The 26678-nt window shown below is 70.2% G+C and carries 21 protein-coding genes; 11 read left to right on the forward strand and 10 right to left on the reverse strand.

Features of this window, described 5'->3' with window-relative positions:
* Positions 1–9 precede the first annotated feature (9 nt).
* Both HCN08_RS05945 and hisC read right to left on the reverse strand, forming a co-directional pair.
* Positions 10–1536, reverse strand: coding sequence for a cytochrome ubiquinol oxidase subunit I (locus HCN08_RS05945; protein WP_167981814.1), 1527 nt, complete (start codon positions 1534–1536; stop codon positions 10–12).
* A gap of 126 nt (positions 1537–1662) precedes the next feature.
* Entirely contained in the window at positions 1663–2745 is a 1083-nt protein-coding gene (gene hisC / locus HCN08_RS05950; protein WP_167981815.1) for a histidinol-phosphate transaminase, read from the reverse strand.
* 280 nt (positions 2746–3025) lie between these two features.
* Between hisC and HCN08_RS05955 the strand changes: the two genes are divergently transcribed.
* The 4 genes from HCN08_RS05955 to HCN08_RS05970 all read left to right on the forward strand — a co-directional run bounded on the left by HCN08_RS05955 (position 3026) and on the right by HCN08_RS05970 (position 6928).
* Positions 3026–4132 (forward strand): LacI family DNA-binding transcriptional regulator, encoded by a 1107-nt coding sequence (locus HCN08_RS05955; RefSeq protein ID WP_167981816.1) that lies wholly within the window; start codon positions 3026–3028, stop codon positions 4130–4132.
* Positions 4133–4282: 150 nt separating this feature from the next.
* A complete protein-coding gene (locus tag HCN08_RS05960; RefSeq protein WP_167981817.1) occupies positions 4283–5413 on the forward strand; it encodes a metallophosphoesterase in 1131 nt (376 codons plus the stop codon).
* A 183-nt stretch (positions 5414–5596) separates the two neighbouring features.
* A complete protein-coding gene (locus HCN08_RS05965; RefSeq protein ID WP_167981818.1) occupies positions 5597–6436 on the forward strand; it encodes a hypothetical protein in 840 nt (279 codons plus the stop codon).
* A gap of 132 nt (positions 6437–6568) precedes the next feature.
* Positions 6569–6928: a hypothetical protein gene (locus HCN08_RS05970; RefSeq protein ID WP_167981819.1), complete on the forward strand. Its 360-nt coding sequence runs from the start codon at positions 6569–6571 to the stop codon at positions 6926–6928.
* Positions 6929–6999: 71 nt separating this feature from the next.
* On the opposite strand, the gene thiC is transcribed toward HCN08_RS05970, so the two are convergent.
* The 3 genes from thiC to HCN08_RS05985 form a co-directional block, all read right to left on the reverse strand.
* Entirely contained in the window at positions 7000–8799 is a 1800-nt protein-coding gene (thiC, locus tag HCN08_RS05975) for a phosphomethylpyrimidine synthase ThiC (protein WP_167981820.1), read from the reverse strand.
* Between the two features lie 291 nt (positions 8800–9090).
* A complete protein-coding gene (locus HCN08_RS05980) occupies positions 9091–9309 on the reverse strand; it encodes a DUF5326 family protein (protein WP_167981821.1) in 219 nt (72 codons plus the stop codon).
* A gap of 129 nt (positions 9310–9438) precedes the next feature.
* Positions 9439–9756: a cupin domain-containing protein gene (locus tag HCN08_RS05985; RefSeq protein ID WP_167981822.1), complete on the reverse strand. Its 318-nt coding sequence runs from the start codon at positions 9754–9756 to the stop codon at positions 9439–9441.
* 100 nt (positions 9757–9856) lie between these two features.
* Between HCN08_RS05985 and HCN08_RS05990 the strand changes: the two genes are divergently transcribed.
* The 5 genes from HCN08_RS05990 (at position 9857) to HCN08_RS06010 (ending at position 14594) form a co-directional block, all read left to right on the forward strand.
* Positions 9857–10234, forward strand: coding sequence for a phage holin family protein (locus tag HCN08_RS05990; RefSeq protein WP_167981823.1), 378 nt, complete (start codon positions 9857–9859; stop codon positions 10232–10234).
* A gap of 44 nt (positions 10235–10278) precedes the next feature.
* Positions 10279–11418, forward strand: coding sequence for a cystathionine gamma-lyase (locus HCN08_RS05995; protein WP_167982044.1), 1140 nt, complete (start codon positions 10279–10281; stop codon positions 11416–11418).
* A gap of 136 nt (positions 11419–11554) precedes the next feature.
* Positions 11555–12061 carry an NUDIX domain-containing protein gene (locus HCN08_RS06000; RefSeq protein ID WP_167981824.1) on the forward strand — a complete coding sequence of 169 codons (507 nt, stop codon included), beginning with the start codon at positions 11555–11557 and terminating at the stop codon, positions 12059–12061.
* 185 nt (positions 12062–12246) lie between these two features.
* The gene (locus HCN08_RS06005) at positions 12247–12825 is read left to right on the forward strand and encodes a MarR family winged helix-turn-helix transcriptional regulator (RefSeq protein ID WP_167981825.1); all 579 of its coding nucleotides are present in this window, start codon (positions 12247–12249) and stop codon (positions 12823–12825) included.
* A gap of 140 nt (positions 12826–12965) precedes the next feature.
* Positions 12966–14594: an MFS transporter gene (locus HCN08_RS06010; RefSeq protein WP_240969803.1), complete on the forward strand. Its 1629-nt coding sequence runs from the start codon at positions 12966–12968 to the stop codon at positions 14592–14594.
* On the opposite strand, the gene HCN08_RS06015 is transcribed toward HCN08_RS06010, so the two are convergent.
* The gene (locus HCN08_RS06015) at positions 14533–15948 is read right to left on the reverse strand and encodes a serine hydrolase domain-containing protein (protein WP_167982046.1); all 1416 of its coding nucleotides are present in this window, start codon (positions 15946–15948) and stop codon (positions 14533–14535) included. The genes HCN08_RS06010 and HCN08_RS06015 overlap by 62 nt on opposite strands.
* 177 nt (positions 15949–16125) lie before the next feature.
* Entirely contained in the window at positions 16126–17043 is a 918-nt protein-coding gene (locus tag HCN08_RS06020; protein WP_167981826.1) for a class I SAM-dependent methyltransferase, read from the reverse strand.
* 332 nt (positions 17044–17375) lie between these two features.
* On the opposite strand from HCN08_RS06020, the gene HCN08_RS06025 reads away from it, so the two are divergent.
* On the forward strand, positions 17376–20615 hold the full coding sequence (locus HCN08_RS06025; RefSeq protein ID WP_322974280.1) for a discoidin domain-containing protein: 3240 nt from the start codon (positions 17376–17378) through the stop codon (positions 20613–20615).
* 748 nt (positions 20616–21363) lie between these two features.
* On the opposite strand, the gene HCN08_RS06030 is transcribed toward HCN08_RS06025, so the two are convergent.
* Positions 21364–21978: a hypothetical protein gene (locus tag HCN08_RS06030; RefSeq protein WP_240969804.1), complete on the reverse strand. Its 615-nt coding sequence runs from the start codon at positions 21976–21978 to the stop codon at positions 21364–21366.
* 187 nt (positions 21979–22165) lie between these two features.
* Here HCN08_RS06030 and HCN08_RS06035 point away from each other — a divergent pair, with 187 nt between their 5' ends.
* Positions 22166–23407, forward strand: a complete 1242-nt coding sequence (locus HCN08_RS06035) for a hypothetical protein (RefSeq protein WP_167981827.1) — start codon at positions 22166–22168, stop codon at positions 23405–23407.
* Positions 23408–24469: 1062 nt separating this feature from the next.
* Here the strand turns inward: HCN08_RS06035 and HCN08_RS06045 are convergent.
* Together HCN08_RS06045 and HCN08_RS06050 are read right to left on the reverse strand one after the other, a co-directional pair.
* Entirely contained in the window at positions 24470–24814 is a 345-nt protein-coding gene (locus HCN08_RS06045; RefSeq protein ID WP_206318414.1) for a hypothetical protein, read from the reverse strand.
* Positions 24815–24888: 74 nt separating this feature from the next.
* Positions 24889–26598, reverse strand: a complete 1710-nt coding sequence (locus HCN08_RS06050) for a hypothetical protein (RefSeq protein ID WP_240969805.1) — start codon at positions 26596–26598, stop codon at positions 24889–24891.
* Between the last annotated feature and the right edge of the window lie 80 nt (positions 26599–26678).

Below are 26678 nucleotides of genomic sequence, written 5' to 3' on the forward strand. Positions count from 1 at the left end.
TCCTGCCGCTCAGTACGAGAAGGCCATCGGGCGGTCGTCGGCCTCGGCGCCCTCGCCGCTGCCGCTGCCGCCGCCGATACGGGTGGGGGGCCGCAGGTCGTCCTCGGTCAGCTCCGGCGGGCCGGCCTTGACGTACTTGACCATCAGCCGGACCTCGACGACGGCGAGGATCCCGTACAGCAGCGTGAAGACGATGAGCGAGGTGAGCACCTGGCCGGTCGAGACGCCGGGGGAGACCGCGTCCTGGGTGCGCAGCAGGCCGTAGACGACCCAGGGCTGGCGGCCGGTCTCGGTGAAGATCCAGCCCCAGGAGTTGGCGAGCAGCGGGAAGACCATGGTCAGCAGGGCGATCCGCCAATACCAGCGGGAGAGGCCCGGGCCGAAGCGGGTGCTGCGGGTGAGCATGAGGTGGGGCACCTCGTCGGGACCGGTGCGCAGCTCAGGCGCCAGCCAGAACTTCCGGCGGGTGAGCCACAGGCCGGCCGCGCCGACGCCGATCGAGACCACGCCGAAGCCGATCATCCAGCGGAAGCCCCAGTAGGCGACCGGGATGTTCGGCCGGTAGTCGCCGGGGCCGAACTTCTGCTGCTCGGCCTTGTTCACGTCGTTGATGCCGCCGACGTACGCGCCGAAGTCGTCGGTGGCGAGGAAGGAGAGCAGGTCGGGGACGTCGATCGCGACCTCGTTGTGGCCCTTGTTCACGTTGCCGACGGCGAAGATCGAGAAGGGCGCGCCGTCCTGGCCGTCCCACAGCGCCTCGGCCGCGGCCATCTTCATCGGCTGCTGCTTGAACATGACCTTGCCGAGCTGGTCGCCGCTGATCGCGGTGAGCGCCCCGGCGACGACCGCGACCACCAGCGCCAGCCGCAGCGAGGAGCGCATCACGGCGATGTGCCGCTTGCGGGCCAGGTGGTAGGCGGCGATGCCGATCATGAAGGCGGCGCCGGTGAGGAAGGCGGCGGAGATGGTGTGGGCGAACTGCGCGAGCGCGGTGTTCTGGGTCAGCACGGCCCAGAAGTCGGTCAGCTCGGCGCGCTTGGTCACCGGGTTGTAGCGGTAGCCGACCGGGTGCTGCATCCAGGAGTTGGCGGCGAGGATGAAGTACGCCGACAGGATCGTGCCGATCGAGACCATCCATATGCAGGCCAGGTGGATCTTCTTCGGGAGCTTGTCCCAGCCGAAGATCCACAGGCCGACGAAGGTCGACTCGAAGAAGAAGGCGATGAGCGCTTCAAAGGCGAGCGGGGCGCCGAAGATGTCGCCCACGAAGCGGGAGTAGTCCGACCAGTTCATGCCGAACTGGAACTCCTGGACGATGCCCGTCACCACGCCCATGGCGATGTTGATCAGGAAGAGCTTGCCCCAGAACTTGGTGGCCCGGAGGTACTTCTCCTTGGAGGTCCGCACCCAGGCGGTCTGCAGTCCCGCGGTCAGCGCGGAGAGCGAGATCGTGAGGGGGACGAAGAGGAAGTGGTAGACGGTCGTCACGCCGAACTGCCACCTGGCGACGTTCAGTGGCTCCAGTGCGAGCTGCACGATACGTCTCCTTTTGCGTCGCGCTTGTGAACGTGAACTCATTCACAAGCAGTATCGCGCACATGCGTTCGCCCCCTGCCACCGGGGGGTGGTCAGGGGGCGAAGATGCAGCTCAGAGCCGGTTTGTCAGAGGTCCTTGCGGTACTGGGCGGCCGTCCGCAGCAGCAGGTCGTTGGCCTCGCTCTCGCCGACCGTGATACGTACGCCCTCGCCCGCGAACGGGCGGACCGTCGCGCCGGCCCGCTCGCACACCGCCGCGAAGTCCATCGTGCGCTCCCCCAGCCGCAGCCAGACGAAGTTCGCCTGCGTCTCCGGGACCGTCCAGCCCTGCGCGGTCAGCTCGGACACCACCCGGGAGCGCTCGGCGACCAGGCCCATGACCCGCTCCAGCAGCGCCGGCTCCGCGCGCAGGCTCGCCACGGCCGCGTCCTGCGCGAGCTGGCTCACCCCGAAGGGGACGGCGGTCTTGCGCAGCGCCTCGGCGACCGGCTCGTGCGCGAAGGCGAAGCCGATCCGCAGGCCCGCCAGGCCGTACGCCTTGGAGAAGGTCCGCAGCACGGCGACATTGGGCCGGTCCCGGTAGACCTGCACGCCGTCCGGCACGTCGGGGTCGGTGTTGAACTCGCGGTACGCCTCGTCGAGCACCACCAGCACATCGCCCGGCACCCGGTCCAGGAAGCGCTCCAGCTCGGCGCGGCGCACGGCGGTGCCGGTGGGGTTGTTGGGGTTGCACACGAAGACCAGCCGCGTCCGGTCGGTTATCGCCTCCGCCATGGCGTCGAGGTCGTGCCGCTCCTCGGCGTCCAGCGGGATCTGTACGGCGCGGGCGCCGCTGATCTGCGTGATGATCGGATACGCCTCGAAGGACCGCCAGGCGTAGACCACCTCGTCGCCCGGCCCCGCGGTCGCCTGCACGAGCTGCTGCGCCACCCCGACCGAGCCGGTCCCGGTCGCCACATGCGCGGCCGGCACCCCGAACCGCTCGGCGAGCTCCGCGGTGAGCTCCGCGCAGGCGAGGTCCGGATAGCGGTTGATCTTCGTCGCGGCGGCCACCGCCGCCTCCAGCACCCCGGGCAGCGGCGGATACGGGTTCTCGTTCGAGGACAGCTTGAACGCCGGCACCCCCTCGGCCGCCGCCGGGGGCCGCCCCGGCTTGTACGTGGGAATACCGTCCAGCTCCGCCCGCAGCTTGGGGTTCTCGCGACTCATGCCCTCACCCTACGAGCCCCCCGCCCGCGACGGAATCCGGCGTGCCCTGGTGGCGCGCCGGGTGGCGCGCGTCCCTCGTAGGGGTGAGTTGCGGAAGCCGTCCGTATTGGGCCAATGGCCGATTCCCGGGGGCACCCGGAGGCGTAAGGCCCTCAACACCGGCCCTGCCGCCTGCATATTCCACCTTGCATAAGGACTTGGATCATGCAGAAACCTTTCTTCTCAGGGTAGATCGTTGTAACGGCCGGACGGCCCAACCCCGCCCTACTATCGGCACGCCATGACAGCAGCAGGGAATCACCAGGCGAGCCGGCCCGTCGGACGCCGGCTGGAGCGCGCGGGGATCAGGGACGTCGCCGCGGCGGCCGGCGTCTCGATCACGACCGTCTCCGACGCGCTCAACGGCAAGGGCCGACTGCCCGACGCCACCCGTCGCCATGTCCGCGAGGTCGCCGACCGGCTGGGCTACCGCCCGTCGGCCGCGGCCCGCACACTGCGCACCGGCAGGTCGGGCCTGATCGGCCTGACGGTGACGACATACGGCGAAGAACCGTTCACCTTCACCGAGTTCGCGTACTTCGCGGAGATGGCCAGGGCCGCCACCTCCGCCGCGCTGGCCCGCGGCTACGCGCTGGTCATCCTGCCCGCGTCCTCCCGCCACGACGTGTGGGGCAACGTCGCGCTGGACGGCACCGTCGTCGTCGACCCCTCCGACCAGGACCCGGTGGTCACCGAACTGGTCCGGCAGGGCGTGCCGGTGGTCAGCGACGGCCGCCCGGCCGGCAGCCTGCCGGTGCACGCGTGGGTCGACAACGACCACGAGGAGGCCGTGCTCGGCATCCTCGACCACCTCGCCGCCGCCGGCGCCCGCCGTATCGGCCTGCTCACCGGCACCAGCACCGACACGTACACCCGGCTGTCGACGACGGCGTATCTGGAGTGGTGCGAGCGCGTCGGCCAGGAGCCGGTCTACGAGGCGTACCCGGCGCACGACCCGTGCGCGGGCTCGGTCGCCGCCGACCGGTTACTCGCCCGGCCCGACCGCCCCGACGCGGTCTACGGGCTCTTCGACCCCAACGGCACCGACCTGCTCGCCGCCGCCCGCCGCTACGGCCTGCGGGTGCCCGACGACCTCATGCTGGTGTGCTGCAGCGAGAGCACCGGCTACGCGGCCACCGAGCCGCCCATCACCACGCTGTCGCTCAAGCCGCGCCGGATCGGCACCGCCGTCGTCCAGCTGCTCATCGACGCGATCGAGGGCGTGGGCCCGGCGCAGCCGGTGCAGCAGGTGATGCCGACCGAGCTGATCGTGCGCACCTCGTCCCAGCGGCGCCTGCACCGCACCACCGTCAGCCCGCCGCGCGGCCCCGCGCGGGAGGAGGGCTGAATCCCCGTCACCACGTCAAGGCTTGGCATTGCCGCGGGGACTACGGGCAGGTTTGTCTGTACCCTGCGAAATCCAGCTGCCCGGGTATGTCACAACGCGACAGCGTCATTCCTATGATGGGCGGATGGCGGCGCGAGTGTGGAGGGGTCGATGACTCAGGGGGCAGGTCAGGGGGCCGAGTGGTTCGGGCAGCCCGCCGGTTACGGGCCCGCGCCCGCCGGCTACGAGGGCCCCGGCTACGAGCAGCAGCACGCGCACGAGCACGCCCACGCGCCGGAGCCCGGGTACGACGGCGCGCCGCCCGCGCCCGCGCACATCCCCACCGTGCCCGCGCCGCCCCGCCCGTACGAGCCGACCCAGCGCGACACGCCGTTGGTCCCCGTCGACTACACCCCCACCGCCCGTGACCTGCCGGTGCTGTCCGACCCCGCGGACACGCCCGGCGACCGCCCCGAGCACGCCGGGCCGCTCTACGTCGTCGGCGATGTGCACGGCTACCTCGACGAGCTGCTGGCCGCGCTGGGCGAGCGCGGGCTGGTGGACGAGACGGGCCACTGGGCCGCGGGCAACGCCCGGCTGTGGTTCCTCGGCGACTTCACCGACCGCGGCCCCGACGGCATCGGCGTCATCGAGCTGGTCATGCAGCTGTCCGCGGAGGCCGCCGCCGCCGGCGGCTACTGCCGCGCCCTGATGGGCAACCACGAGCTGCTGCTGCTGGGCGCCCACCGGTTCGGCGACACGCCGGTCAACTCCACCGGCGGCACCGCGTCCTTCCTCGCCGCGTGGCGGCTCAACGGCGGGCAGCCCTCCGACATGGAGCGGCTGGAGGACCGGCACCTGACGTGGATCTCCCGGCTGGACGCCGCGCACCTCACCGACGGCCACCTGCTGGTGCACTCCGACACCACCGCGTATCTGGACTACGGCCGCAGCATCGAGGAGATGAACGACGCCGTCACCGGTGTGCTGCAGCGCAACGACGCCGACGAATGCTGGGACCTGTTCCGCAAGTTCACCAAGCGCTTCGCCTTCCGCGGCGACGGCGGCGCCGACGCGGCACGTGAACTGCTCGGCGTCTACGGGGGCCAGCGCGTCGTGCACGGCCACAGCCCGATCCCGTACCTGCTCGGCGAGGTCGGCGGCGAGGTGCCCGACAGCGAGGAGCCGCGCCATCAGGTGAGCGGTCCGATGATCTACGCGGACAACCTCGCGGTCGCGATGGACGGCGGAGTCACGATGGAAGGGCGGCTCCTGGTTGCCCAACTCCCGCTCATCGGCTAACCTCCGCATTTCCTCGCTGTTTCCTGGTTGCACCCTGTCACGGTCTGACCTCCCCGCTCTACCATCGCTTTATCCGTAGGCACACCGCTCTCCGCGCATCCGGCCGGCCGAGCCCGTTCCGCCACCGGACGACCGGCGGCACCGGAACACCGGCCCGGATTCGGGGAGTCGGAGCATCGGGGGATGCACATGACCACCGCCCCACACCTGCTCAACGAAGACCGCCCCGACTTCGAGCACGTACTGGACGAGGCCCTGCGCATCGTGCTGGGCCCCGACGACTCCAGGAGTGCTGAACTGCCGCTGAACGGCGAGCAGTTGCGTACGCTCGCGCTCTCGGCCGCCGACCGGATCAGCAGCCGGGCCGAGGAGGAGTACGACGCCTACCGCCGGCTGCGGACCCAGGCCCGGCAGGATGTACGGGACGCGGCGCGCACCCGGGAGAGCCGGGCCTTCAGCTACGGGGCGCTGGGCGTCGCGGACGGCGCCGGCTCCGGGGCCGGGCTCTTCGCCGTCCTCGCGGTCCTGACGCCGCTGCTCGCGGGAGCCGCGGCGCTGATATTCCTGCTGATCGGGTACGCGATGGGCGCGGTGCACCCGCAGCCGGCGATCGCCCAGCCGCTGCGCACGGCCGGCTGGTTCTTCGCGGCGGTCGCCGCGGCGGCGGTCCTGCTCGGGGCGATAGGGCTGCTGCTCACCGCGCTGCGGGACGGCTCCACCGCCCTCCACGACGCGCCCGACGGGCTGCCGCCCGAGGTGCACGCGGCGCGCGAGGCGTGGCAGCAGGCGCTGCTGGAACGCGGGCTGCTGCCCTTCCTCGACGACGCGCTGCGCGACCCGGCCACCGCCGCTGCCGCCGCGCCCGCCCCGGCGCCCGCCGCGCCGCGCATGCCGCGGCTGGGCTACTCGCGCCCCGACTTCAGCTCGCCGCACGACGCGGCGTCCCCGCGTACGGCGCCGCGCTACAGCAGCCCGGACTTCACCAGCCCCGACTTCGGCGGCCCGGACCACACCCCGGAGTAGCGGCTCCGATCACACCCCGGAGTAGCCCCCGGCGGAGTGGCCCCCGGTTGGCCCCGCCCGGCTCGCGCCGGCCCGGCGGCGGCGGTTGACTCGTCCCGTACCTGCCCAGCGGGGACCAGACGGGAGAAGGTCATGCGCGTCCGCCGTACGCTCGCCGCCCTGTGTGCGGTCGTCCCGCTCGCCTGGGCCGCCGCGGGGTGCTCGGACTCCTCGGCCGGCCAGGTCGTCGGCACCCGGGGGACGACCTTCCGGCAGGCCGTGAGCAACCCGGTGCACGACAAGTGCCACTCCTTCGCCCCGAGCGGCGTGGACCAGGTCACCAACAACACGGGCGTGGACATCGTGCTCCACAAGGGCCCCAACTGCACCGACCCGCCCGGCCGCCCCAGCTTCTACCTGGCGGCGACCTACTCCACGACCGCGGTCGCCCAACTGGGCCTCTACCGCAGCTTCTCCACCGTCGGCTGGCCCCCGCCGGTCCCCGCGGCCTGAACCCGAGTCCTGGCCCGGGCCCGGCGCCCGGGCGGCGCCGTGAAGGCCGCCGCCCGGGCGCGGAAAGGCCGTCAGTCGGCCAGCGGGAGGTACACCCGGTTGCCCGCGGCGGCGAACTCGGCGGACTTCGCCGCCATGCCCGCCGCGATCTCCTCGTCGAGGGCCGGGTCCTGGCCCGGCACCGCGCCGGCGTCGGAGCCGACGTCGGCGCCGGAGCCGTGGGTGCGGCGGATGTCGTGGGAGATGCGCATCGAGCAGAACTTCGGCCCGCACATGGAGCAGAAGTGCGCGGTCTTCGCCGGCTCGGCCGGCAGCGTCTCGTCGTGGAAGGAGCGGGCGGTGTCGGGGTCGAGGGCCAGGTTGAACTGGTCCTCCCAGCGGAATTCGAACCGGGCGTCGGACAGGGCGTCGTCCCACGCCTGCGCGCCGGGGTGGCCCTTGGCGAGGTCGGCGGCGTGCGCGGCGATCTTGTAGGTGATCACGCCGGTCTTGACGTCGTCCCGGTCGGGCAGGCCCAGGTGCTCCTTGGGGGTGACGTAGCAGAGCATCGCCGTGCCCCACCAGGCGATCATCGCCGCGCCGATGCCGGAGGTGATGTGGTCGTAGGCGGGCGCGATGTCGGTGGTGAGGGGGCCGAGGGTGTAGAACGGCGCCTCGTCGCAGATCTCCTGCTGGAGCTCGACGTTCTCCTTGATCTTGTGCATGGGGACATGCCCCGGGCCCTCGATCATCGTCTGGACGTGGTGCTCCTTGGCGATGGCGTTGAGCTCGCCGAGGGTGCGCAGCTCGGCGAACTGGGCCTCGTCGTTGGCGTCGGCGATGGAGCCGGGGCGCAGGCCGTCGCCGAGGGAGAAGGTGACGTCGTAGGCGGCGAGGATGTCGCACAGCTCGGCGAAGTGCGTGTAGAGGAAGCTCTCCCGGTGGTGCGCCAGGCACCACGCCGCCATGATCGAGCCGCCGCGCGAGACGATGCCGGTCTTGCGGCGCGCGGTCAGCGGCACGTAGCGCAGCAGGACGCCGGCGTGCACGGTCATGTAGTCGACGCCCTGCTCGGCCTGCTCGATGACGGTGTCCTTGTAGATCTCCCAGGTCAGCTCCTCGGCGCGGCCGTCGACCTTCTCCAGCGCCTGGTAGAGCGGGACGGTGCCGATGGGCACGGGGGAGTTGCGCAGCACCCACTCGCGGGTCGTGTGGATGTTGCGGCCGGTGGACAGGTCCATGACGGTGTCGGCGCCCCAGCGGGTGGCCCACGTCATCTTCTCCACCTCCTCCTCGATGGAGGAGGTGACGGCGGAGTTGCCGATGTTGGCGTTGACCTTCACCAGGAACCGCTTGCCGATGATCATCGGCTCGGTCTCGGGGTGGTTGACGTTGGCCGGGAGCACCGCGCGCCCGGCGGCGATCTCCTCGCGGACGACCTCGGGCGCGACGTTCTCGCGCAGCGCCACGAACTCCATCTCGGGGGTGATCTCGCCGCGCCGGGCGTAGGCGAGCTGGGTGACGGGCCGGCCGGGCAGGCCCCGGCGGGGGAGCCGGGGGCGGCCGGGGAAGAGCGCGTCGAGGTTGCGCAAGTCGCCGGCGGCGGGCCCCCGGCCGTCGTCCTCGGGCCGGACCGGGCGGCCCGGGTACTCCTCGGTGTCGCCGCGCGCGGCGATCCACCCGGCCCGTACCGGCTCCAGGCCGCGCCGGACGTCGGTGTGCGCGGTGGGGTCGGTGTACGGGCCCGAGGTGTCGTAGAGCGTGACGTCGCGCCCGTCGGTCAGGTGCACCCGGCGCACCGGGACCCTGAGGTCGGGCCGCGACCCGGTGACGTAGTCCTTGTGCGAGCCGATCGCGGCGTCGTCGCGCGTGCGTGATTCCTGCGTGGTCATCAGACCTACTCCCTACGCCGGCATTACCCGGTAACAGGTTCGGCGGTCGGCGCAGCTGTGCCGTCGGCGTCCGTACGGGGTACGTCCGCGTCCGCTGTCAGCGCCCTCTCAGCCCGGTGCTCCGAGCTCCCGCGTGTGCAAAGGTGGCCCTAACGGTAGCGGCCGGGTGCGTACAGGGACCAGGGGGCCTGGCGGTGACCGGCCCGCGGACAGCAGACGCCGCCGGTGGCAGCAGCCACCGGCGGCGGGCGGAACGGGGGGACGCAGGGCGTACGGGCGGGGCCTCGGGCGTCACCAGTCGCGCTTGTTCGACCTCGAACCTCCCGACGTGACGCGCTTGACGACCAGCACCAGCGCGCCCACCAGGATCACGAACACGATCAGCTTGAACAGCAGACCGATCACGAAACTGACCAGGGCCGCGACCAGGGAGCCGAAGACCACCAGCGCGATGACCGGGACCGCGACCCACTTGACCCACCACGGCAGGCCCTTCAGCAGCTTGTCCATGACGCCTTGACTCTCCTTCGTCCCCGCATCGGGTCGGTGTGCCGGCTTCTTCCGCCGGTACTTCGACTGTAGGGCCACTCCACCCCGCGGCGGGACCCGCGGACGCCGGATACGACCCTGACAAAGCCCTTAGGGTTCGGGAGGGGAGAAGACCACCATGACCCTGAGGTCCTCGGTGATGTGGTGGAAGCGGTGCGGGGTGCCGGCCGGGACGTAGACGACGCTGCCGCGCGCCACGGTCTGCGTCTCGTCACCCACCGTGAGCGCGGCCCGGCCGCTCACGACGAAGTAGATCTCGTCCTGGGCGTGCGGCGTCTGCGGGTCGCTCTCCCCCGCGCGCAGCGCGTACAGCCCGGCGGACATCTGGCGCTCCTTGAGGAAGCGCAGGTAGGCGCCCTGGTTGGCGGCCCGCTCGGCGTCCAGGTCATCCAGTCGGAAGGACTTCATCGGTGCTGCTCCACCACTGCTCAGCCACTCCTCCGCTGCGGTCGGGCTACGGTTTTGCTCCGTCTCTTGCCCTGTCGATCGAGTCTGCGACGATCACACCATGAAGAATTTCATCGTCAAAACGCTGGCGAACGCGGCGGCGCTCGGCATCGCCACATGGGTGATCAAGGACATCACCCTCACCGGCGATTCGACCGCGCGCAAGGCCCTGAGCCTGATATTGGTCGCCCTGGTCTTCGGCGTGGTGAACTGGCTGGTCAAGCCGGTCGTCAAGGTGCTGTCCTTCCCGCTGTTCATCCTCACCCTGGGGCTGATCACGCTGGTGGTCAACGCCCTGATGCTGCTGCTGACGTCGTGGCTGGCGGGCAAGCTGGACCTGGACTTCCATGTGCACGGCTTCTGGACCGCGGTGGTGGGCGCGCTGATCGTCAGCATCGTGTCGTGGGCGATGCACGTCGTCCTGCCGGACGACGAGTGAGCGCCGAGCAGGGGGACACGCACTTCCCGGCGGGCCCGGGGGCTCTGGGGGACCCGGCGGCTCCGGTGGGGGACAGCACGCGCAGTGTGCACGCCGGGCGGCCGGCGGCGCGGGCGTACGAGCCGTCGCTGCCCGGGCCGGTCTTCGTATCGCACTACCACCTGCCCGGCGAGCCGACCGGTCCTTACGTCTACGGGCGCGACGACAATCCGACGTGGGAGCGCCTGGAGGCGGCCGTCTCGGAGCTGGAGGCGCCCGGCGAGCAGGACGTGACGACCGCGGTGTTCGCCTCGGGCATGGCGGCCGTCGCTGCGGTGCTGCTCTCGCAGGTCAGGGCGGGTCAGACGGTGCTGCTGCCGTCCGACAGCTACCAGACGACGCGGGCGCTGCGTGAGCGCCTGGAGTCGTACGGGGTACGGGTGCGGCTCGCGCCCACCGCGGGGGACGCGCAGCTCGCGGCGCTGGAGGGCGTCGCGCTGGTGTGGCTGGAGACACCCTCGAACCCGGGCCTGGACGTGTGCGACATCCGCCGGCTCGCGGACGCCGCGCACACGGCCGGCGCGCTGGTCGCCGTCGACAACACGCTGGCCACCCCGCTCGGCCAGCGCCCGCTCGCGCTCGGCGCGGACTTCTCCGTGGCCAGCGGCACCAAGGCGCTCAGCGGGCACGGCGACCTGCTACTCGGTTACGTCGCCACGCGCGACCCGGACCTGGCGGCGAGCGTGCGCTACTGGCGCAAGACGGTCGGCGCGATCCCCGGGCCCATGGAGGCGTGGCTCGCGCACCGCTCGATCGCGACCTTCGCGCTGCGGGTGGACCGCCAGTGCGCGAACGCCCTCGCGCTCGCGACCGCGCTCCAGGACCGCCCCGAGGTCACCGGCCTGCGGTACCCGGGCCTGCCCACCGACCCCTCCCACGCGCTCGCCGCCCGGCAGATGCGGCGCTTCGGCGGCGTGGTCTCCTTCACCCTGCCCGACCGGGCCCACGCCGAGCGCTTCCTCGCCGCGCTGCGGATGACCTCGGAGGCCACCAGCTTCGGCAGCATCCAGAGCACCGCCGAGCGGCGCGCCCGCTGGGGCGGCGACGCGGTGCCGGCCGGCTTCATCCGCTTCTCGGTCGGCATCGAGGACGCCGAGGACATCGTCGCGGACGTGCTGCGCGCCTTGGACGAGGCGGCGAAGTGAGCCGGGCGTTCACCTCCGTCTGCGGTGAGGTGCGTGCTGCGTTCACCCCGGCCGGCGGTGAGGTGAGCCCGGCGTTCACCCCGATTGACGGCCGCCGGCACGTTTTATGCCGGCCCGGCCGCGGCAGATGACAGGCATGCCTCCGGATCCGCACCCCAGCTCCGCGACCGCCCGCCCGGTGGTCAAGCGCACCGCCCGCGCCCTGGTCCTCGACGGGGACCAGCTCGTCCTGATCAAGCGCACCAAGCCCGGCATCGCGCCCTACTGGGTCACGCCCGGCGGCGGTGTCGAGGACGACGACGCGAGCGTGGTGGCCGCGCTGCACCGCGAGGTCGACGAGGAGCTGGGCGCGAAGATCACCGACGTGGTGCCCGCGTTCGTCGACACCGTCGAGCACATCACGGGCGACGGGGCGCACGGCGTGAAGGTGCAGTTCTTCTTCGCCTGCCGGCTGGAGTCGATGGACCTCGACCGCCGGCACGGCCCCGAGGTGGACGACCCGTGCGGGGAGTACGAGGTGGTGCGGGTGCCGTTCAGCCGGCTGGGCATCGCCTCGGTCGGCATCGTGCCGCTGACGCTGCGGCACTACCTGGATGCGAACATCGAGGGCGTGCTGGGCCTGCTCGGCCCCGACCTGGGCTGACGCGCCCGGGCCGCACGGTGCCGGCTCGCACGGCGCCGGCTCGCACAGTGCCGGCCCGTGGCCGGGCCGGACCGCCGCGCCCGGTCGTCGCCGTCCGCCGGCCGGTGGCCGCGCCTATCGCCGCCCAAAGATAGGTCCGTTACGGGATCGTCCCGTAACGGACCTATCTTGCTACGCTCGACGGCATGACCGCCACCACCGAAGCCGTCACCACCGAAGCCCTCGCCACCGAGCCCGCCACCACCGAAGCCCTCGCCACCGAGCCCGTCGCCGCCCCGCCCGGGGGCGCCCTGAGCGCCACCACCACCGACGTCTCGTTCCTGCTCCAGCACACCGCGCACACGCTGACCACCCGGATGACCGCCGCCCTCGCCGAGCTGGGCATGTCGCCGCGGGAGCACTGCGTGCTCGCGCACGCCGCCCAGCGCGACCGGACGCAGGCGCAGCTCGCCGAGCTGTGCGACCTGGACAAGACCACGATGGTCGTCACCGTCGACACCCTGGAGCGCGCCGGGCTCGCCGAGCGGGTGCCGTCGCCGACCGACCGCAGGGCGCGCATCATCCGGGTCACGCCGGCCGGCGCCGACATGGTGCGGGCCGGGCAGGCCATCGTCGACCGGGTGCACCAGGAGGTGCTGGACGCGCTGCCGGACGCCGAGCGGACCGTGTTCGTCTCGGCGCTGAACCGGCTGGCCACCGGGCATCTCGCCGAGCCGGTCGACTGCCCCGAGGTGGTCCGCAGGCCGCGCCAGTCCCGCAAGTAGCGCCTGGCGCCCACGGGTTGGGCCCGGCGGGGCAGCTGGCGCGCGCCACCCGACAGCTCGGCCCGTAAAAGATAGTCTCCAACAAAACCTTCTGCTACGGTCAGTCCTGGCATCCCATCCGCGCCAGGAGGCGACCGTTCATGCCACTGCCTGCTCCTGCCCCTGCCCCAACCCCTCTCCGCTCCCGCGGCGCCGCGCTCGGCGTGCTCAGCGCGGGGACCCTGATGATCATCCTCGACGGCACGATCGTGACCGTCGCCCTGCCGTCCATCCAGCACGACCTGCACTTCTCCCAGTCGGCGCTGGCGTGGGTGGTGAACGCCTACCTGATCGCCTTCGCCGGTCTGCTGCTGCTGTCCGGCCGGCTCGGCGACCTCGTCGGGCGCCGCCGGATCCTCGTCGGCGGCCTCACCGTCTTCACCGCCGCCTCCCTCGCCTGCGGGCTCGCCGACTCCGCGGGGCTGCTGATCACCGCGCGCTTCGTGCAGGGCGCGGCCGGCGCGATGGTCTCCGCGGTCAGCCTCGGCATGGTCATCGCGCTCTACCCGGACCCGCGCGGACGTGGCCGGGCCATGGGCGTCTACAGCTTCGTGCAGTCCGCGGGCGGCACGATCGGGCTGCTGGCCGGCGGCATCCTCACCCAGGCCGTGAACTGGCACTGGATCTTCTTCGTCAACCTGCCGATCGGCGCCGCAGCCGCCGCCCTGAGCCTGCGGCTGCTCCCCGACGACCGGCCCGGCAAGGTGGCCGCCGCCACTGCGGACCGGCGTGAGGCGCGGGCCGCGGGATCGCTGCGGGGCGCCGACGCCTCCGGCGCGCTGCTGGTCACCGCGGCCCTCATGCTCGGGGTCTACGCCATCGTCGGCACTGCCGACCACGGCTGGACCTCCGGCTCCACCCTCGGCTTCACCCTGCTCGCACTCGCGCTGCTCGCCGGCTTCCTGGTCCGGCAGACCAAGGCGGCGCAGCCGCTCATGCCGCTGCGGATCTTCCGCTCCCGGAGGGTGACGGGCGCCAACATCGTGCAGGCGCTGATGGTCGCGGGCGGCTTCGGCTTCCAGTTCACCGTCTCGCTCTACCTCCAGAAGGTGCAGGGCTACGACCCGCTGGAGATCGGCCTGGCGCTGCTGCCCACCGGGATCGTCATCGGCGTGATGTCGCTCGTGCTGTCCGCCCGGCTCGGCGCCCGGTTCGGCGAGCGGGCGGTGCTGCTGCCGAGCCTGCTGCTCTTCGCCGGCGGCTTCCTGCTGCTGGCGCGGGTGCCCGCGGGCCACGCCTCGTACGTCGTGGACATCCTGCCGGTGACGGTCGTCTTCGGTGTCGCCTTCGGTCTGGCCATGCCCGCGATCATGACGCTGGGCATGGCGGACGCCACGCCCGCGGACTCCGGCCTGATCTCCGGTGTCTTCAACACCGCCCAGCAGGTCGGCGCCGCGCTCGGCCTCGCGGTGCTGGCCGCGCTCTCCGCCGCCCGCACCGACCGGCTGCTGTCCCGCGGGCACTCCCAGCCCGACGCCCTGACCGGCGGCTACCACCTGGCCTTCCTGGTCGCCGCGGGCCTGCTCGCGCTGGCCGCGCTGGCGGCGGCGGTGCTGCTACGTGCACCGGTACGCGCCGGGGGGCCGGCCGCGGGGGACGCGGGTACGGGGGCGGCGCCGGGTCCGGGGGAGTCCGCGGATGCAGCGGCCGGGGAGGCGGAGGAGGTGGTCAGCTCCAGCCCGGAAACCCACCGGGTACCGGAGCCGCGGGATCGTACGGCTCGCGCGTGAAGACGAAGGAGCCGAGGTCGAGGTGGCTCAGCGAACCGTCCGGGCGGCGCACCGGCCGCAGCCGCTCACCCGCGTAGTAGCCCTCGCGGCCGATCCAGGTGTCGCCTGTCCCGTTATGTTCCACGTGGAACCTCGCGGCGCGGCCCGATCCGGTGAGCGGGCCGAGGCTCAGCCCGCCGTCCGCGTGGACCCGCAGCGCATAGGCGTTGGTGCCCCAGTACCAGGGCCCGGCCAGCTCCAGCAGCTCCGGCGGCAGGGAGTCGGCCGGGCGCCACGCGGGCGGCAGCACCGGCTCGGCGTCGGCGGTGATCGCCAGCAGATCGGCCGCGATCGTGCCGACCTGCGGCCCCGAGGTCGCATTGGCCAGCACGATCGCCCCGACCCGCTCCTGCGGGCTCACCCACAGCGTCGCCAGGAAGCCCGGCATCGACCCGGTGTGCCCCGACAGCCGCCGCTTGCCGTACTGCCCGAGCTGGAGCCCCAGCCCATAGCCCCCGCCCGGGTCCTCCGGCGGCGCGGCCGGCCGCCGCATCTCCTCCAGCGTCGCCTCGCCCAGCACCCCGGCCCGACCGTCCGTCAAGAACGCCGCCCAGCGCGCCAGATCCCCGGCCGTCGACCACAACTGCCCGGCCGGCGCCATGAGCCCGGTGTCCTGTACGGCCTCGGGCCGCATCACATCCGCCCACGGGTGGACGGCGAAGCCGCCGGCGGCCGGTGCCTGCGGCAGCAGCGTCGTCCGCGACATGCCCAGCGGCTCCAGGACCTCCGCGCGCAGCGCCTCGTACCAGTGCGTGCCGCGCAGCCGCTCCACCAGCGCGCCCAGCAGCGCGAAGCCGGGGTTGGAGTAGTGGTAGCGGCGGCCCGCCGGGTGCTTGACCGGGTCGGCGCCCAGCACATCGGCGAGCTCGGGCCGCAGATCGCCCGGCGTGCGCTCCCACCACGGGCCCGGTGTCTCCGACGCGATACCCGAGGTGTGGCTGAGCAGTTGGGCCACCGTCAGCCGGCCGGCCGCCCGCAGCCCGTCGGCGTCCAGGCCCGTACCGCCGAGGTCCGCCGCCGATCCGGGGCGGGAGGGTGCGGTGGTCTCCGGCAGATGGCGGGACAGCGGGTCGGCCAGGTCGATCAGGCCCTCGTCGCGCAGCCGCATGACCAGCACCGCGACGAAGGACTTGGTGAGGGAGCCGATGCGGTACTGCGTGTCGGCGTCCGGGGCGTGCCCCTCGATCATGCTGCGCGACCCGCACCAGACCAGCGACCCGTCCCGTACCACCGCACCGACCAGCGAGGGCGCCCGCCCGTCACGCTGCCCCACCGCCACCCGCTGCAGCAACGCCCGCCGTGTACTGGGCAGCAACTCCCCGCCGTCGCCCGCACCACCGCCCGGCCCAGCACTCGACCCGCCGCCCGGCTGCCCGCCCAGCCCCTCGGTCCCGGCCCGCACCGTCACCCGTCCACGTCCTTCCACGTCCAGTCGCCCGCAGCTCTCACCCCGCCCGCGCCCACCGTCCGAGCGCCGAGGTGCGCCGCGGGTTCAGCCCCGCGCCGCGTTGTTACGGTAGTCCGCCGGGCCGAAGCGCACCGCCACGATCGACATCCGCAGCGAGCGCAGGCCGGGCAGCAGATGCGAGACCGGCGCGATCGCGAACGGCCCCCGGCCGCGCGGCAGCGGCAGGCTTCGGACCTCGGCGATACGCGGTGAGGCGGTCGCCACCTTGCGGTATTCGCCGGCGTTCATGCCCCACTGCCACTGCGGCGCCCGGTAGCCGCCGGCCTCGGCCTCGGGCCCTCGCTCCTTGCCCGCCGCGGCCTGGCTGCGGGCGACCATCGCCCGCGGCAGTGCGTCGAAGAGGAAGGACCCGCCGGGGAAGCGCTCGGCGCACGCCGCGATGAGCCGCCGGACATCCCGCCCGGGCAGATACATCAGCAGGCCCTGCGCGGTGACCAGCACGTTCTGCGGCGGCGTGCCGGGCTCCACCGCGTCCATCCAGCGCAGGTCCAGGGCCGAGCAGGCCAGCGTGCGGCGGCGCGGCGGGTCGTCCGGCAGCAGCCGCTCGCGTACCGCCACGGTCTCCGGCAGGTCCACCGAGAGCCAGCGCACCAGGCCGTCGTCGACCCGCCAGAACTGCGTCTCCAGCCCCTCGCCCAGCGCCACCACCGTGCCGCCCGGGTGCGCGGCGAGGAAGCGCCGCACCTCGCCGTCGAGCGCGGCGATCCGCAGCGCGTGCCACTGCGCCAGCACGCCGCCGTCGCCGCCGAAGCGGGCGAAGGGGTAGTCGATCCGCTCCACCAGCTCCACGGCGCGCGGGTCGTCGAGCACCCGGCGCCCGGGGCGGGCGGCCTCGATCGCCCGCTGGTGGAGGTTCCACAGCAGCGTCTCGGGGACGCCCTCCAGCTCGACCCTGATCCGCCCGCCGTCGTCGCCCTGCCGGTCCGTTCCCTGCTCGTCCATGGACCCAGGCTGCCATCCGAGCGGCCCGAGGTGGGGGACGGGAGCGCTCCCAACGCACCCCGAGCGCACTCCCAGGTCAACGGCTGTGCAAAGCAAGCGGTTTCACGGGCCGTCGGCTGTCAGAAATATTGACACCCCCGAGGGCCCGGCGTAGACATCCCCTGCCAGAGAGCGCTCTCAGCTGCCCGCTGGCGGTTCCTCCTACCACCCCCCACAACCGATCGCATCCGACACGTAGGAGCAGACATATGAGGGTCACCCCACAAGGGCTCTCCCTGTCCCGTAAACGTTTCCGACAGAATCCGCAGGCCGTCGTCCTGCTCATCCTGGTGATGATCGCCTCGGCCTATCTGTCGATCACGGCGACCTCGTCCCGCGCGGCCACCCCGGTGCTGCTCTCCCAGGGCAAGCCGGCGACGGCCTCGTCCGTACAGGACGCCTTCACGGCCAATGCCGCCGTCGACGGCGACCCCGGCACCCGCTGGTCCAGCGCGGCCTCCGACCCGCAGTGGCTCCAGGTGGACCTGGGCTCCAGCCAGCCGATCACCCAGGTGGTGCTCAACTGGGAGACCGCCTACGGCAAGTCCTTCCAGATCCAGGTGTCCGACAACGGTTCCACGTGGAACAACATCTACTCCACGACCACCGGCACCGGCGGCGTCCAGACCCTCAATGTCACCGGCACCGGCCGCTACGTCCGGATGTACGGCACCGCCCGCGGCACCCAGTGGGGCTACTCGCTGTGGGAGTTCCAGGTGTACGGCGGCTCGGGCGGCGGCGGCACCCCGCCCGCCGTGTGCGGCAACACCACCGCGGCGCTCGGCAAGCCCGCCACCGCCTCCTCGACCGAGAACGACGGCACCCCGGCCAGCGCGGCCTTCGACGGCAACGCGGGCACCCGCTGGTCCAGCGCGGCCTCCGACCCGCAGTGGGTCCAGGTCGACCTCGGCTCCTCGCAGACCCTCTGCGGCGCCCAGCTGAGCTGGGAGACCGCATACGCCAAGGCGTACCAGATCCAGGTCTCGGACAACGGTTCCACGTGGAACACCGTCTACTCCACGACCAACGGGCCCGGCGGGGTGGAGAACCTCTCCTTCAACGCCACCGGCCGCTACGTCCGGATGTACGGCACTGTCCGCGCCACCCAGTGGGGCTACTCGCTGTGGGAGTTCACCCTGCTGACCCCCGGCAGCGGCAGCACCACCCCGCCGCCGAGCGGCGGTGACGGCAACTGCCCGTGGGTCGGCTCCACCGCGCCGGTCTCCACCCGGGTCTCGCAGGTCATGGCGCAGATGACCAATGCGCAAAAGGTCTCCATCCTGCACGGCAACAACAACGCCTCGCCCTACATCGGCAACATCACCGGCATCCCGTCGCTGTGCATCCCCGGCATCGGCCTGCAGGACGGCCCGCACGGCGTCGGCGACGGTCTTGGCGGCGTCACCCAGATGCCGTCCGCGAACCTGTCGGCGGCGACCTTCGACACCGCCCTGGAGCAGCAGTACGGCGCCGCGATCGGCCAGGAGTTCGCCGGCAAGGGCGCGCAGGTCGCGCTCGGCCCGACGCTCAACATCGTGCGCGACCCGCGCTGGGGCCGCTCCTTCGAGACCTTCAGCGAGGACCCGTACCTCAACGGGCAGATGGCCGCGGCCGACATCAAGGGCATCCAGAGCCAGGGTGTGATGGCCGAGATGAAGCATCTGGCCGTCTACAACATCGAGAACCCGGCCGGCACGGTCATCGTCGACAAGCGCACCATGCAGGAGCTCTACCTGCCGGCCTTCCAGACCGCCGTGCAGCTCGGCTCGCCGGCCGCCGCGATGTGCGCGTACAGCGTCGTCAACAACACCCCGGCGTGCCAGGACCCGGACCTGATGAACACCGCGCTCTACCAGCAGGCCAACTTCGGCGGCTTCATCACCAGTGACTGGGGCGGCACCCACTCCACCGTGGAGTCCGCCAACGCCGGTCTGACGGTGGAGATGCCCAACGGCTACTTCTTCGCCGACTTCCTCGCCCAGGCGGTCGCGAACGGCACGGTCAGCCAGGCGACGCTGGACACCATGGTCAGCCGGCTGCTCACGCAGTTCTTCGCCTTCGGCCTGTTCGACAAGGCGCCCACCGGCAACCGGGACGCCAATGTGTCGACGCCCGCGCATGTGCAGGTCGCGCTGCAGGGCGCCGAGGAGGGCACCGTCCTGCTGAAGAACAACGGCATCCTGCCGCTGTCCACGTCCACCACCCACTCGATCGCCGTGATCGGCTGGGACGGCGGCGCGGGCGTGCAGTCCATCGGCGGCGGCAGCGCCACCGTGACCAGCTCCGGCACGGTCTGGCCGATCACCGGCATCCAGAACCGGGTCGCCGGCACGGGGACGACCGTGCAGTACAACGACGCGACGAACCTGGCCTCGGCCGTCACGCTGGCCCGCAGCTCGGATGTCGCGATCGTCTTCGCCAGCGACAACTACGGCAACGAGGAACACGACACGACGACGCTGGACCTGCCCAACAACGGCGGCAGCTCCGTCAGCCAGAACGACATGATCGCGCAGGTCGCCGCGGCGAACCCGCACACCATCGTCGTGCTCAACAACAACTCGGCGATCAACATGCCGTGGCTGAACCAGGTCGCGGGCGTCTTCGAGGGCTTCTACCCGGGCCAGCAGATCGGCACGGCGATGGCCGCGCTGATCTTCGGTGACGTCAACCCGTCCGGCAAGCTGCCGGTGACCTTCCCCAAGTCGATCGCGGACGTGCCCGCCCACACCGCGGCCCAGTGGCCCGGCACCAACGGGCAGGTGCAGTACAGCGAGGGCCTCAAGGTCGGCTACCGCTGGTACGACTCGCAGAACATCGAGCCGCTCTTCCCGTTCGGCTTCGGCCTGTCGTACACCACCTTCGGCTACAGCAACCTCCAGGTGGGCGCGCTCAGCGGCGGCAACGCCACGGTGCACGTCACGGTGACCAACACCGGGTCGCGGGCCGGCACGGACGTCGCCCAGCTGTACGTCGGCTTCCCGTCGTCGACGGGTGAGCCGCCGCACCAGCTGCGCGGCTACCAGCGGGTGACGCTCAACCCGGGCCAGTCGCAGACGCTGACCTTCACCGTCAGCACGCACGACCTGGCGTACTGGAACACCGGCAGCAACAACTGGACGACGGCCGCGGGCACCTACCAGATCCTGGTCGGCGACTCCTCCCGCAACCTGCCGGTGACCGGCACGCTCAATGTGCCGACCACCGTCAACGGGGCGATCGCCGCGGCGACGGCACCCCAGGCCGCCTCCGCCGCGTCGGCTCCCGCCGCGACCGCCGCCGCGCTGTCCGTGCCCAACCCGCACGGCATGAGCAGCCCGCTGCACGCCGCCGTCGACTGGGCCTTCGACCCGGCCGACGCCGCCGCGCACCACACCTACACCGCGACCGGCCTCCCGCCGGGCATCTCCCTCTCCCCCATCGGCCAGTTCACCGGCGCGGCCACGACGAAGGGAACCTACACGGTGACCGTCACAGCGAAGGCCACCTCAGGCGCCACCGGTTCAGCGACCTTCGTCTGGACCACAACCTGACCCCGTAGCGCCTCACCACCCCGAAGCCGCCCCCGCAGCCCCCGGCCGCGGGGGCGGCCCACATCCCGAACCGCCGTCGTCGACCCCCCGGGTCACGGTGCGGGCGTGCACCCGACGGCCACCACCGGCTCGCCCTGACCGGCTGAACGGGGCCGCCGACGGGATCGCCGCGCCGACTCTCGCCCGGCAGACCCGGCGCTGCGGCACGGTGCCTCCGGCTTCCTGCCCAAACGGTCGGGCCCCGCTTGGCGCCCGCAACCGGGTGCGCATCGCCGTCTACACCTGGGACGCGGGCTACGCCTCCGCCGTCCGGGCCGGCCCGCGGACGCTGCTGACCGACACTGTGCCGGGACGGCGCGGCGGGCGCGGCAACGTCCTCTGGTTCTTCGGCTGGCTCGCCCTCGCCTTCGCAGGCCAGGGCCCGCACGCCCCGCTCCGCGGCCTCGGTGTCCACGCCGCGTCCTGCTCGCGACGGCGACCGCCCTGCTCCCGGCCCTGTGGTTCGCCCGCTTCGACCCCGCACGCACCTCCGCTGCAACCCACGTCGCCCGTACGACGCACCTCATGCGTACGACCGCCCGGCGGCAGCCCGCGAGGGCCCCCGCCCGAAGGCGCCGGCCGAACGGCACCCTCGCCCCCGCGTGCCCCGGCGGCCTGCCCTCCTACGTGCCGCCGACAGCCCCGGCTCCCCGCATACCCGGTCTGGGTGCACCACCACGTACGGAGATACGTGCACCAGCGGCTCATGTCACCTCGTGGGCATGGTGGTGGCAGGGAGGCAAACCTCCAAGACGACTCCGGTGCCGGCCACGGTTCGGTTCTCGTGCATGGTGATCTGCTGGCCGGGCTGGACGTGCGTCCAGTGGGAGGGAGTGAGGGGCACAAGGCGAACCGTGGCTCGCCCACCAGGCTCCAGCACCGGCACGTTCTCAACCCAGAGCCCAGCGATGCTGACCGCACGTCCGCCGGTGGGTGAGAGGCGTCCGATGTCCCACATGGGCCGCAGAACACTGCCGCCGGAGATTGGCGTCGTGCGTCGCGCCTCGGCAGCAGAGCGGAGCGTCAGATCCGCCCGGATCACACCGTTGCGGATCTCGGAGCATCGCCAATGGCACCACGTCGCGCTCCGCTCCAGCTTGAGCTCCTCAGCCGCTTCGGCGAGCTGCTCCCAGAACGCCAGAGGGAGCGAGCGAGCGTCCCCGAGCTCCTCCAGCAGGACCAGGGCGATCTCCCACTCGTCGTGGACGAGGTAGTCCCAGATGTCTCGCACCGTGACGTCGTTCTCGGTGGCGTCCTCTTCCGGAACCAGCAGGGAAGCTGCTTCGAGCAACGTAGGGACGTCCATGCGCTCATTGTCGACCATATGAAAGTGCTGCCCGGTCTGAATTGTCAGACCCTGCGCCTAGAGTGCGGTGAGATGGGGCCGGTCCCGAGGCCGCCAGCACCGGAAAACGGCAGCCTCCCTGGTCTGCTCGGGGGTGGTTTCGACCCAACCGGCGTCCAGGCATCATTGAGAGCCACGAGTGCATTCACCGCGATCGGAGAGCATCGTGAAGAACAGCGCGTTGTGGCGAGTCGTTGACAACCAGAGTGGTACCCAGTCCATCGTCAGCACGCCCTCCGAGGCGGTTGCGTTCGTCAACAGTCGGTTCGACACCGATGACGACGACGAGCCGTTCAGCATCACCGAGGTCGGCCCTCTCCTTCCGAAGCCGCTCGGGATCATCACCGCATGGGCCGCCAAGAAGGACGGTGAGCGAACCGACGGGCTTATTGCGCCGATCACCATCAGGCCGGTTGTGACGGATAACGCCGTCGAGTGCGACGACGTCGTGCTCTGGGACGACGTGTATGTGTCATGGGACCACGACATGTACACCGTCGAGGGGCCGGACGGATCGGAGTACAGCGAGGCTTACAGCGCAGCCGAGTTGAGCGAGATCCTTGACGAGTACGCCGACGACTACGAGTACGCGCCTGAAGGGCCTGACAGCCATAGGTGGCCAAAACCCGGAGAGTTGATCCCCTACGGGGCCCAGGAGTGTGCCAAGCGGTTCGGGCACCTTGACGACGACGCCCTGCTGTGGCTGGCTGCCACCCGCATCACGCTCGACGTGTGGCGCAACACACCCGTCGAGAACTGGCATGCGGGTATGAGTCCGCTCCACGACGGCACGATGATGCGGATCAACGTGGCAACCACCCGACTCGTGCGCTCGATGCTGTCGTTCGATCATGTCGACTGGATCGCTGTCGGTCTCGCGATCGTCAACCCGTCTCGGGTTCTACCGACAGGGCAGTCCGTGCTCGAGCTCGGGTTGGCCTGCCACAACGCTGACGACCCGGCGCACGAGGTTGATCCGCGAGAAGAACTCGCGGAGATGGCACAGGTCGCGATCTCATGGGGGCGAAGGTACTGCCTTCACGAGAAGGAGTTCGGCCTGCGAACCCTGATCGAATCCTTCTGCGCGTTCGACAACGGCTGGTTCGGAGCTCCGAGTTGGGAGCGCATCGTCGATCGGTTCCTCACGGCTGTCGACGACCGGGAGAATGCGCACTGGGGCATACACCGGGACAAGCCTTGGTTCGACGAGTGGTTCACCAACCGCCCGGCCGACATTGCGGACACCACGGAATTTCGTCGGCTACTCCTTGCCGGGCCCGACCTGCTGTCCGAGGAGGCCGCCGAATGGTGCGTAGATGGTGCCATCCGCTACGTCTGCCAGGACGACCACGCGAACGACTGCCGGCGGTGCGGTATCCCACTGGCAACGGAGTCCCCCAACGAGTGAACGTGGGCACCACTGACTGGAGATGCGCGGGTGCTTCTGACGGATCTGGGGCAGCAACTCTGACCCGGCTGCCCGCCGGTCGGTCACAAGCTCCGTGAGCCCTACAGGAATGTCTGGGTCCGCTTCCACCGTCCGTCGGGTCTTTGTCAGACCGGATGGACCGCCATCTTCAATGGCACTGAGACCGAGATCGGTCGCATGGTGCGTGTGGAGGGATGGGATCCCGCAACCGGGACAGCCTTGGTGGTCGACCCGCAGCGAGGGGCACTGCGCCAGGTCACGGACTACGTGGACTTCTCCCCCTTGGAGCGGGCCGATCAGGTCGTTGCCGCGATACCCGGTAGGGGATGGCGGGCACATTGGACGGATGAAGGGCCGGGTGGACCACCTCTCACGGAGCAGGTGCTGGCCTGGTTGATCACTTCGCAGGGCCCGGCGTCTGAGGGTCGGGCTTCTGATGCCGCCTGGGAGGCTCCCTACTAAGGGCTGGGCCACGATGGAACGGACGGCTCGAAATCAGCGAAGAGGAGCCGCGCCAGTTCAAGGCGCGACTCGTAGATGATGTGGTCGCACGTCGTGGCGGACCAGTAAGTATCCGAATAGTGCCGCTGGCCCCCATACCAGCGGAAGGTCCGCCAGGGTGCCGCTGCCGCAAGCCCGTCGATCGATGACGCGGTCCACTCCCGGTTCTCGACCAGGCCGCCGTTCGCATTTGCGCGAGGCGTCCACGCCGGACCTGAAGCAAGGCCACCCGAACGAGTGATGGGATTGGCCAGCGATTCTCAATCCCGTGTCAGATCGGTCAGTCACATGACATAGCGATTGAGAACCCACAGGTGTAGGTTCTCGCCGCTCGTGTCCAACGCCGACTCTGTGACCTGCGGTTTTTCACGACTTCTCATGCCATGTCCAGCCGCGGATTCTCGCGGCCGTGTCCATTTCCTCGGGAGCTATCGCTCAGAGCAAGGCTCTGTGTCCCTTGCTGGATCACCCAGCCATCGCCGTCCACTTCGAAGTACAACCAGACGGTTTCCTTGTCTCAGGTACAGCGAACCCAGATCGTCACGGATTCACCGCGTCGAAGGGCTCGTCATGCCAGCGCCAGCCAGCGGTGCCGTCGTCGTGGATGTACAGCATGAACTCGGCGACCCGGCCGCCGTCGGGGAACGTCAGCGTGAGCGCACTGCGTATCTGGGTGTAGCAGACGTCGGCCCGCTCCCAGTCCTCCTCTTCAGCAGCCCGCTCCTGCTCACTGAAGAGGGGACGAAACTCTTCAAAACCAGGGAGCGTCTCGACTTCGGCATGCGTCCAGGGCATATCGGCACCGGTCACGGTCAGCCGGACAATCTCTTGGTCACCGCGGTGGAGCCGCCAGATACTGCCGACGGTCAGGTTCGGGTTGGTCATATCTACCATGATGACGATCGACCTCCCGGGGTCGGCTCGCTTCGCCAATAGTCTCGGGTTTCACAGCTGGAGGCTCAGGGACGATCGCCGATACCATCCCCGCTTGATCCGGGAAGAGCACGACGCAAGGGTTCAAGAGCGGCAAGGAAGAGAGGCCAGAATCGCTGAGGGGCGCCCGGGTGCAGATTCAGTCCACAAATGATGTAGTCCCTCATCGAGGCGTTGCGGAGACTGCTGGTCTGCTTGCTTCGTAGAATTTCGAGGAGGCTAGGGCCCGAATCTTCCTGAAGAGCCTCAATCATTTCCAGCTCTTCGATGTCCACGATCTCGATCGGGTCCACATCAGCCTTCTGCAACAGACCTCTGGCTGCGGCTCGCTCACGGATCACCGTGAGCGTGATCGGATTAACCGGGAAGCCCTCCGGAAGTACAAGCAGCGGAAGGTATCTCCGGTGAGCTGGAGCCGGCGTACCAGTCAGTTTGGATTCCCCAACGCGGAGGGCCTTGATCGTGGAATCGATCTGGTCCAATTCATCGACGAGTTTGTCGATGTCTTGGGTCTGCGATTCACCAGGTACTGCTGTCGCGGCTTCACGTCTCAGTTGAGTCGTGGTGACCTCGATCACGATCCATGATCCCGGGTAGTCGATCGCCGCGTCGGCAACCCTCTGTCCCGGTGCTGTGAAAACCTTTTTAAGATCGGCATCGTCATAGACCCGACGATTTGAACTCACGTCACCCGCGATAGCGTGAAGTACCTCGGAAGTATAAACCTCACTCACGTGGCGGAGCGTTTGCATGGCCTGGGTGGCAAGCTTCCTGTGCCCTGATGGTTTTGTTCGTGCACTCGGGGGAAATTTAATGTCGAGGATTGGCAGCCAACCGAAGATTCGATCTATTAGATAACGGGCGTCCAGAGTAAGAAGAAGGTCGCCAGCAAGCCGGATCACTGGATAGCGTTCAAATGGATCGAAAGTCCATTCAGTGCGATGCTCTGGGCGGCCGGTCAGCAACTCAGCACGCATCGCTGGCAGATCCGCGCTGATCAAATCGAGCACTCCGGCAACACGCTCTTCCGGAATATTCAAAGCATTCAGCTCATCGCGTGGAACAACGAAGCGCCCCTGCGTAGCGACCGCCGCCCAGAGGTAACCTCCGACAGCCGCCAAGTCGTCCAGGGTTACACCAGTGCACTCCAGATATGCATCGTCCAGGCTGGTCATGCCCGGCTGGTTTCGCAAATCGTGATGAATCTGTCTCCAACGCCTTTGATAGCGCGCGAGAGTGTGTGTGGCTGCCCGCGTTCGGTTGAAGTGCTGGTTGGCGATCAACTCTCTCCCCAAGGGACCAGGGCTGTCGGATATCACCGTAGGTCCATCGTCAAGACCGGATCCCATGTACTGGTTCAGGACTAGGAGAGCGCCAACTACGTCCCCGTGAATGCCGTCAGGAACATAATCTGGACAGATTTCGAGAGCCCTCCTGGCAAGGAGCATGAGGGCTTGAGGGACAACAAGGCCGCGGTTTGGTTCCTGCAGAAGGTTGAGAATCCTGGTGCGAGTCGGCTCGTGGAACCAGTTGCCAACAAAGTGCCTGTCGATATCGCTGCGCGAAACTCCCGGCAACGCGAGAGAGTGAATGGCCTGAGCACAGAATCGCAGAACACCGTCCACTGGAATACGCTCCAGTTGGCTATCTGTATAATCAGCCGGTAGCGCAAAACCATAGATCTCTTGGGGTGTGAGGAAGGTCAACACCAGATCGATGGGGCTCACGGGCTGCATGGAAGCTGGAACAAGTAGTCCACTGTCCCGTTTTTGCCACGCGGGTACCAGCGCAGTAGCGGTAGATCCCCGGAGGACCG

The sequence above is a fragment of the Actinacidiphila epipremni genome (assembly GCF_012034175.1).
GTDB classification, from domain to species: Bacteria; Actinomycetota; Actinomycetes; order Streptomycetales; family Streptomycetaceae; genus Actinacidiphila; species Actinacidiphila epipremni.

Coding starts and splice junctions, on each gene's coding strand:
- HCN08_RS06010 (WP_240969803.1), top strand. CDS start 12,966: ATGCCACTGCCTGCTCCTGCCCCTGCCCCAACCCCTCTCCGCTCCCGC.
- hisC (WP_167981815.1), bottom strand. CDS start 2,745: ATGAGTCGCGAGAACCCCAAGCTGCGGGCGGAGCTGGACGGTATTCCC.
- HCN08_RS05960 (WP_167981817.1), top strand. CDS start 4,283: ATGACTCAGGGGGCAGGTCAGGGGGCCGAGTGGTTCGGGCAGCCCGCC.
- thiC (WP_167981820.1), bottom strand. CDS start 8,799: ATGACCACGCAGGAATCACGCACGCGCGACGACGCCGCGATCGGCTCG.
- HCN08_RS06050 (WP_240969805.1), bottom strand. CDS start 26,598: ATGCAGCCCGTGAGCCCCATCGATCTGGTGTTGACCTTCCTCACACCC.
- HCN08_RS06045 (WP_206318414.1), bottom strand. CDS start 24,814: ATGACCAACCCGAACCTGACCGTCGGCAGTATCTGGCGGCTCCACCGC.
- HCN08_RS06030 (WP_240969804.1), bottom strand. CDS start 21,978: ATGGTCGACAATGAGCGCATGGACGTCCCTACGTTGCTCGAAGCAGCT.
- HCN08_RS05980 (WP_167981821.1), bottom strand. CDS start 9,309: ATGGACAAGCTGCTGAAGGGCCTGCCGTGGTGGGTCAAGTGGGTCGCG.
- HCN08_RS06025 (WP_322974280.1), top strand. CDS start 17,376: ATGATCGCCTCGGCCTATCTGTCGATCACGGCGACCTCGTCCCGCGCG.
- HCN08_RS05970 (WP_167981819.1), top strand. CDS start 6,569: ATGCGCGTCCGCCGTACGCTCGCCGCCCTGTGTGCGGTCGTCCCGCTC.
- HCN08_RS05965 (WP_167981818.1), top strand. CDS start 5,597: ATGCACATGACCACCGCCCCACACCTGCTCAACGAAGACCGCCCCGAC.
- HCN08_RS06005 (WP_167981825.1), top strand. CDS start 12,247: ATGACCGCCACCACCGAAGCCGTCACCACCGAAGCCCTCGCCACCGAG.
- HCN08_RS06020 (WP_167981826.1), bottom strand. CDS start 17,043: ATGGACGAGCAGGGAACGGACCGGCAGGGCGACGACGGCGGGCGGATC.
- HCN08_RS05955 (WP_167981816.1), top strand. CDS start 3,026: ATGACAGCAGCAGGGAATCACCAGGCGAGCCGGCCCGTCGGACGCCGG.
- HCN08_RS05990 (WP_167981823.1), top strand. CDS start 9,857: ATGAAGAATTTCATCGTCAAAACGCTGGCGAACGCGGCGGCGCTCGGC.
- HCN08_RS06000 (WP_167981824.1), top strand. CDS start 11,555: ATGCCTCCGGATCCGCACCCCAGCTCCGCGACCGCCCGCCCGGTGGTC.
- HCN08_RS05985 (WP_167981822.1), bottom strand. CDS start 9,756: ATGAAGTCCTTCCGACTGGATGACCTGGACGCCGAGCGGGCCGCCAAC.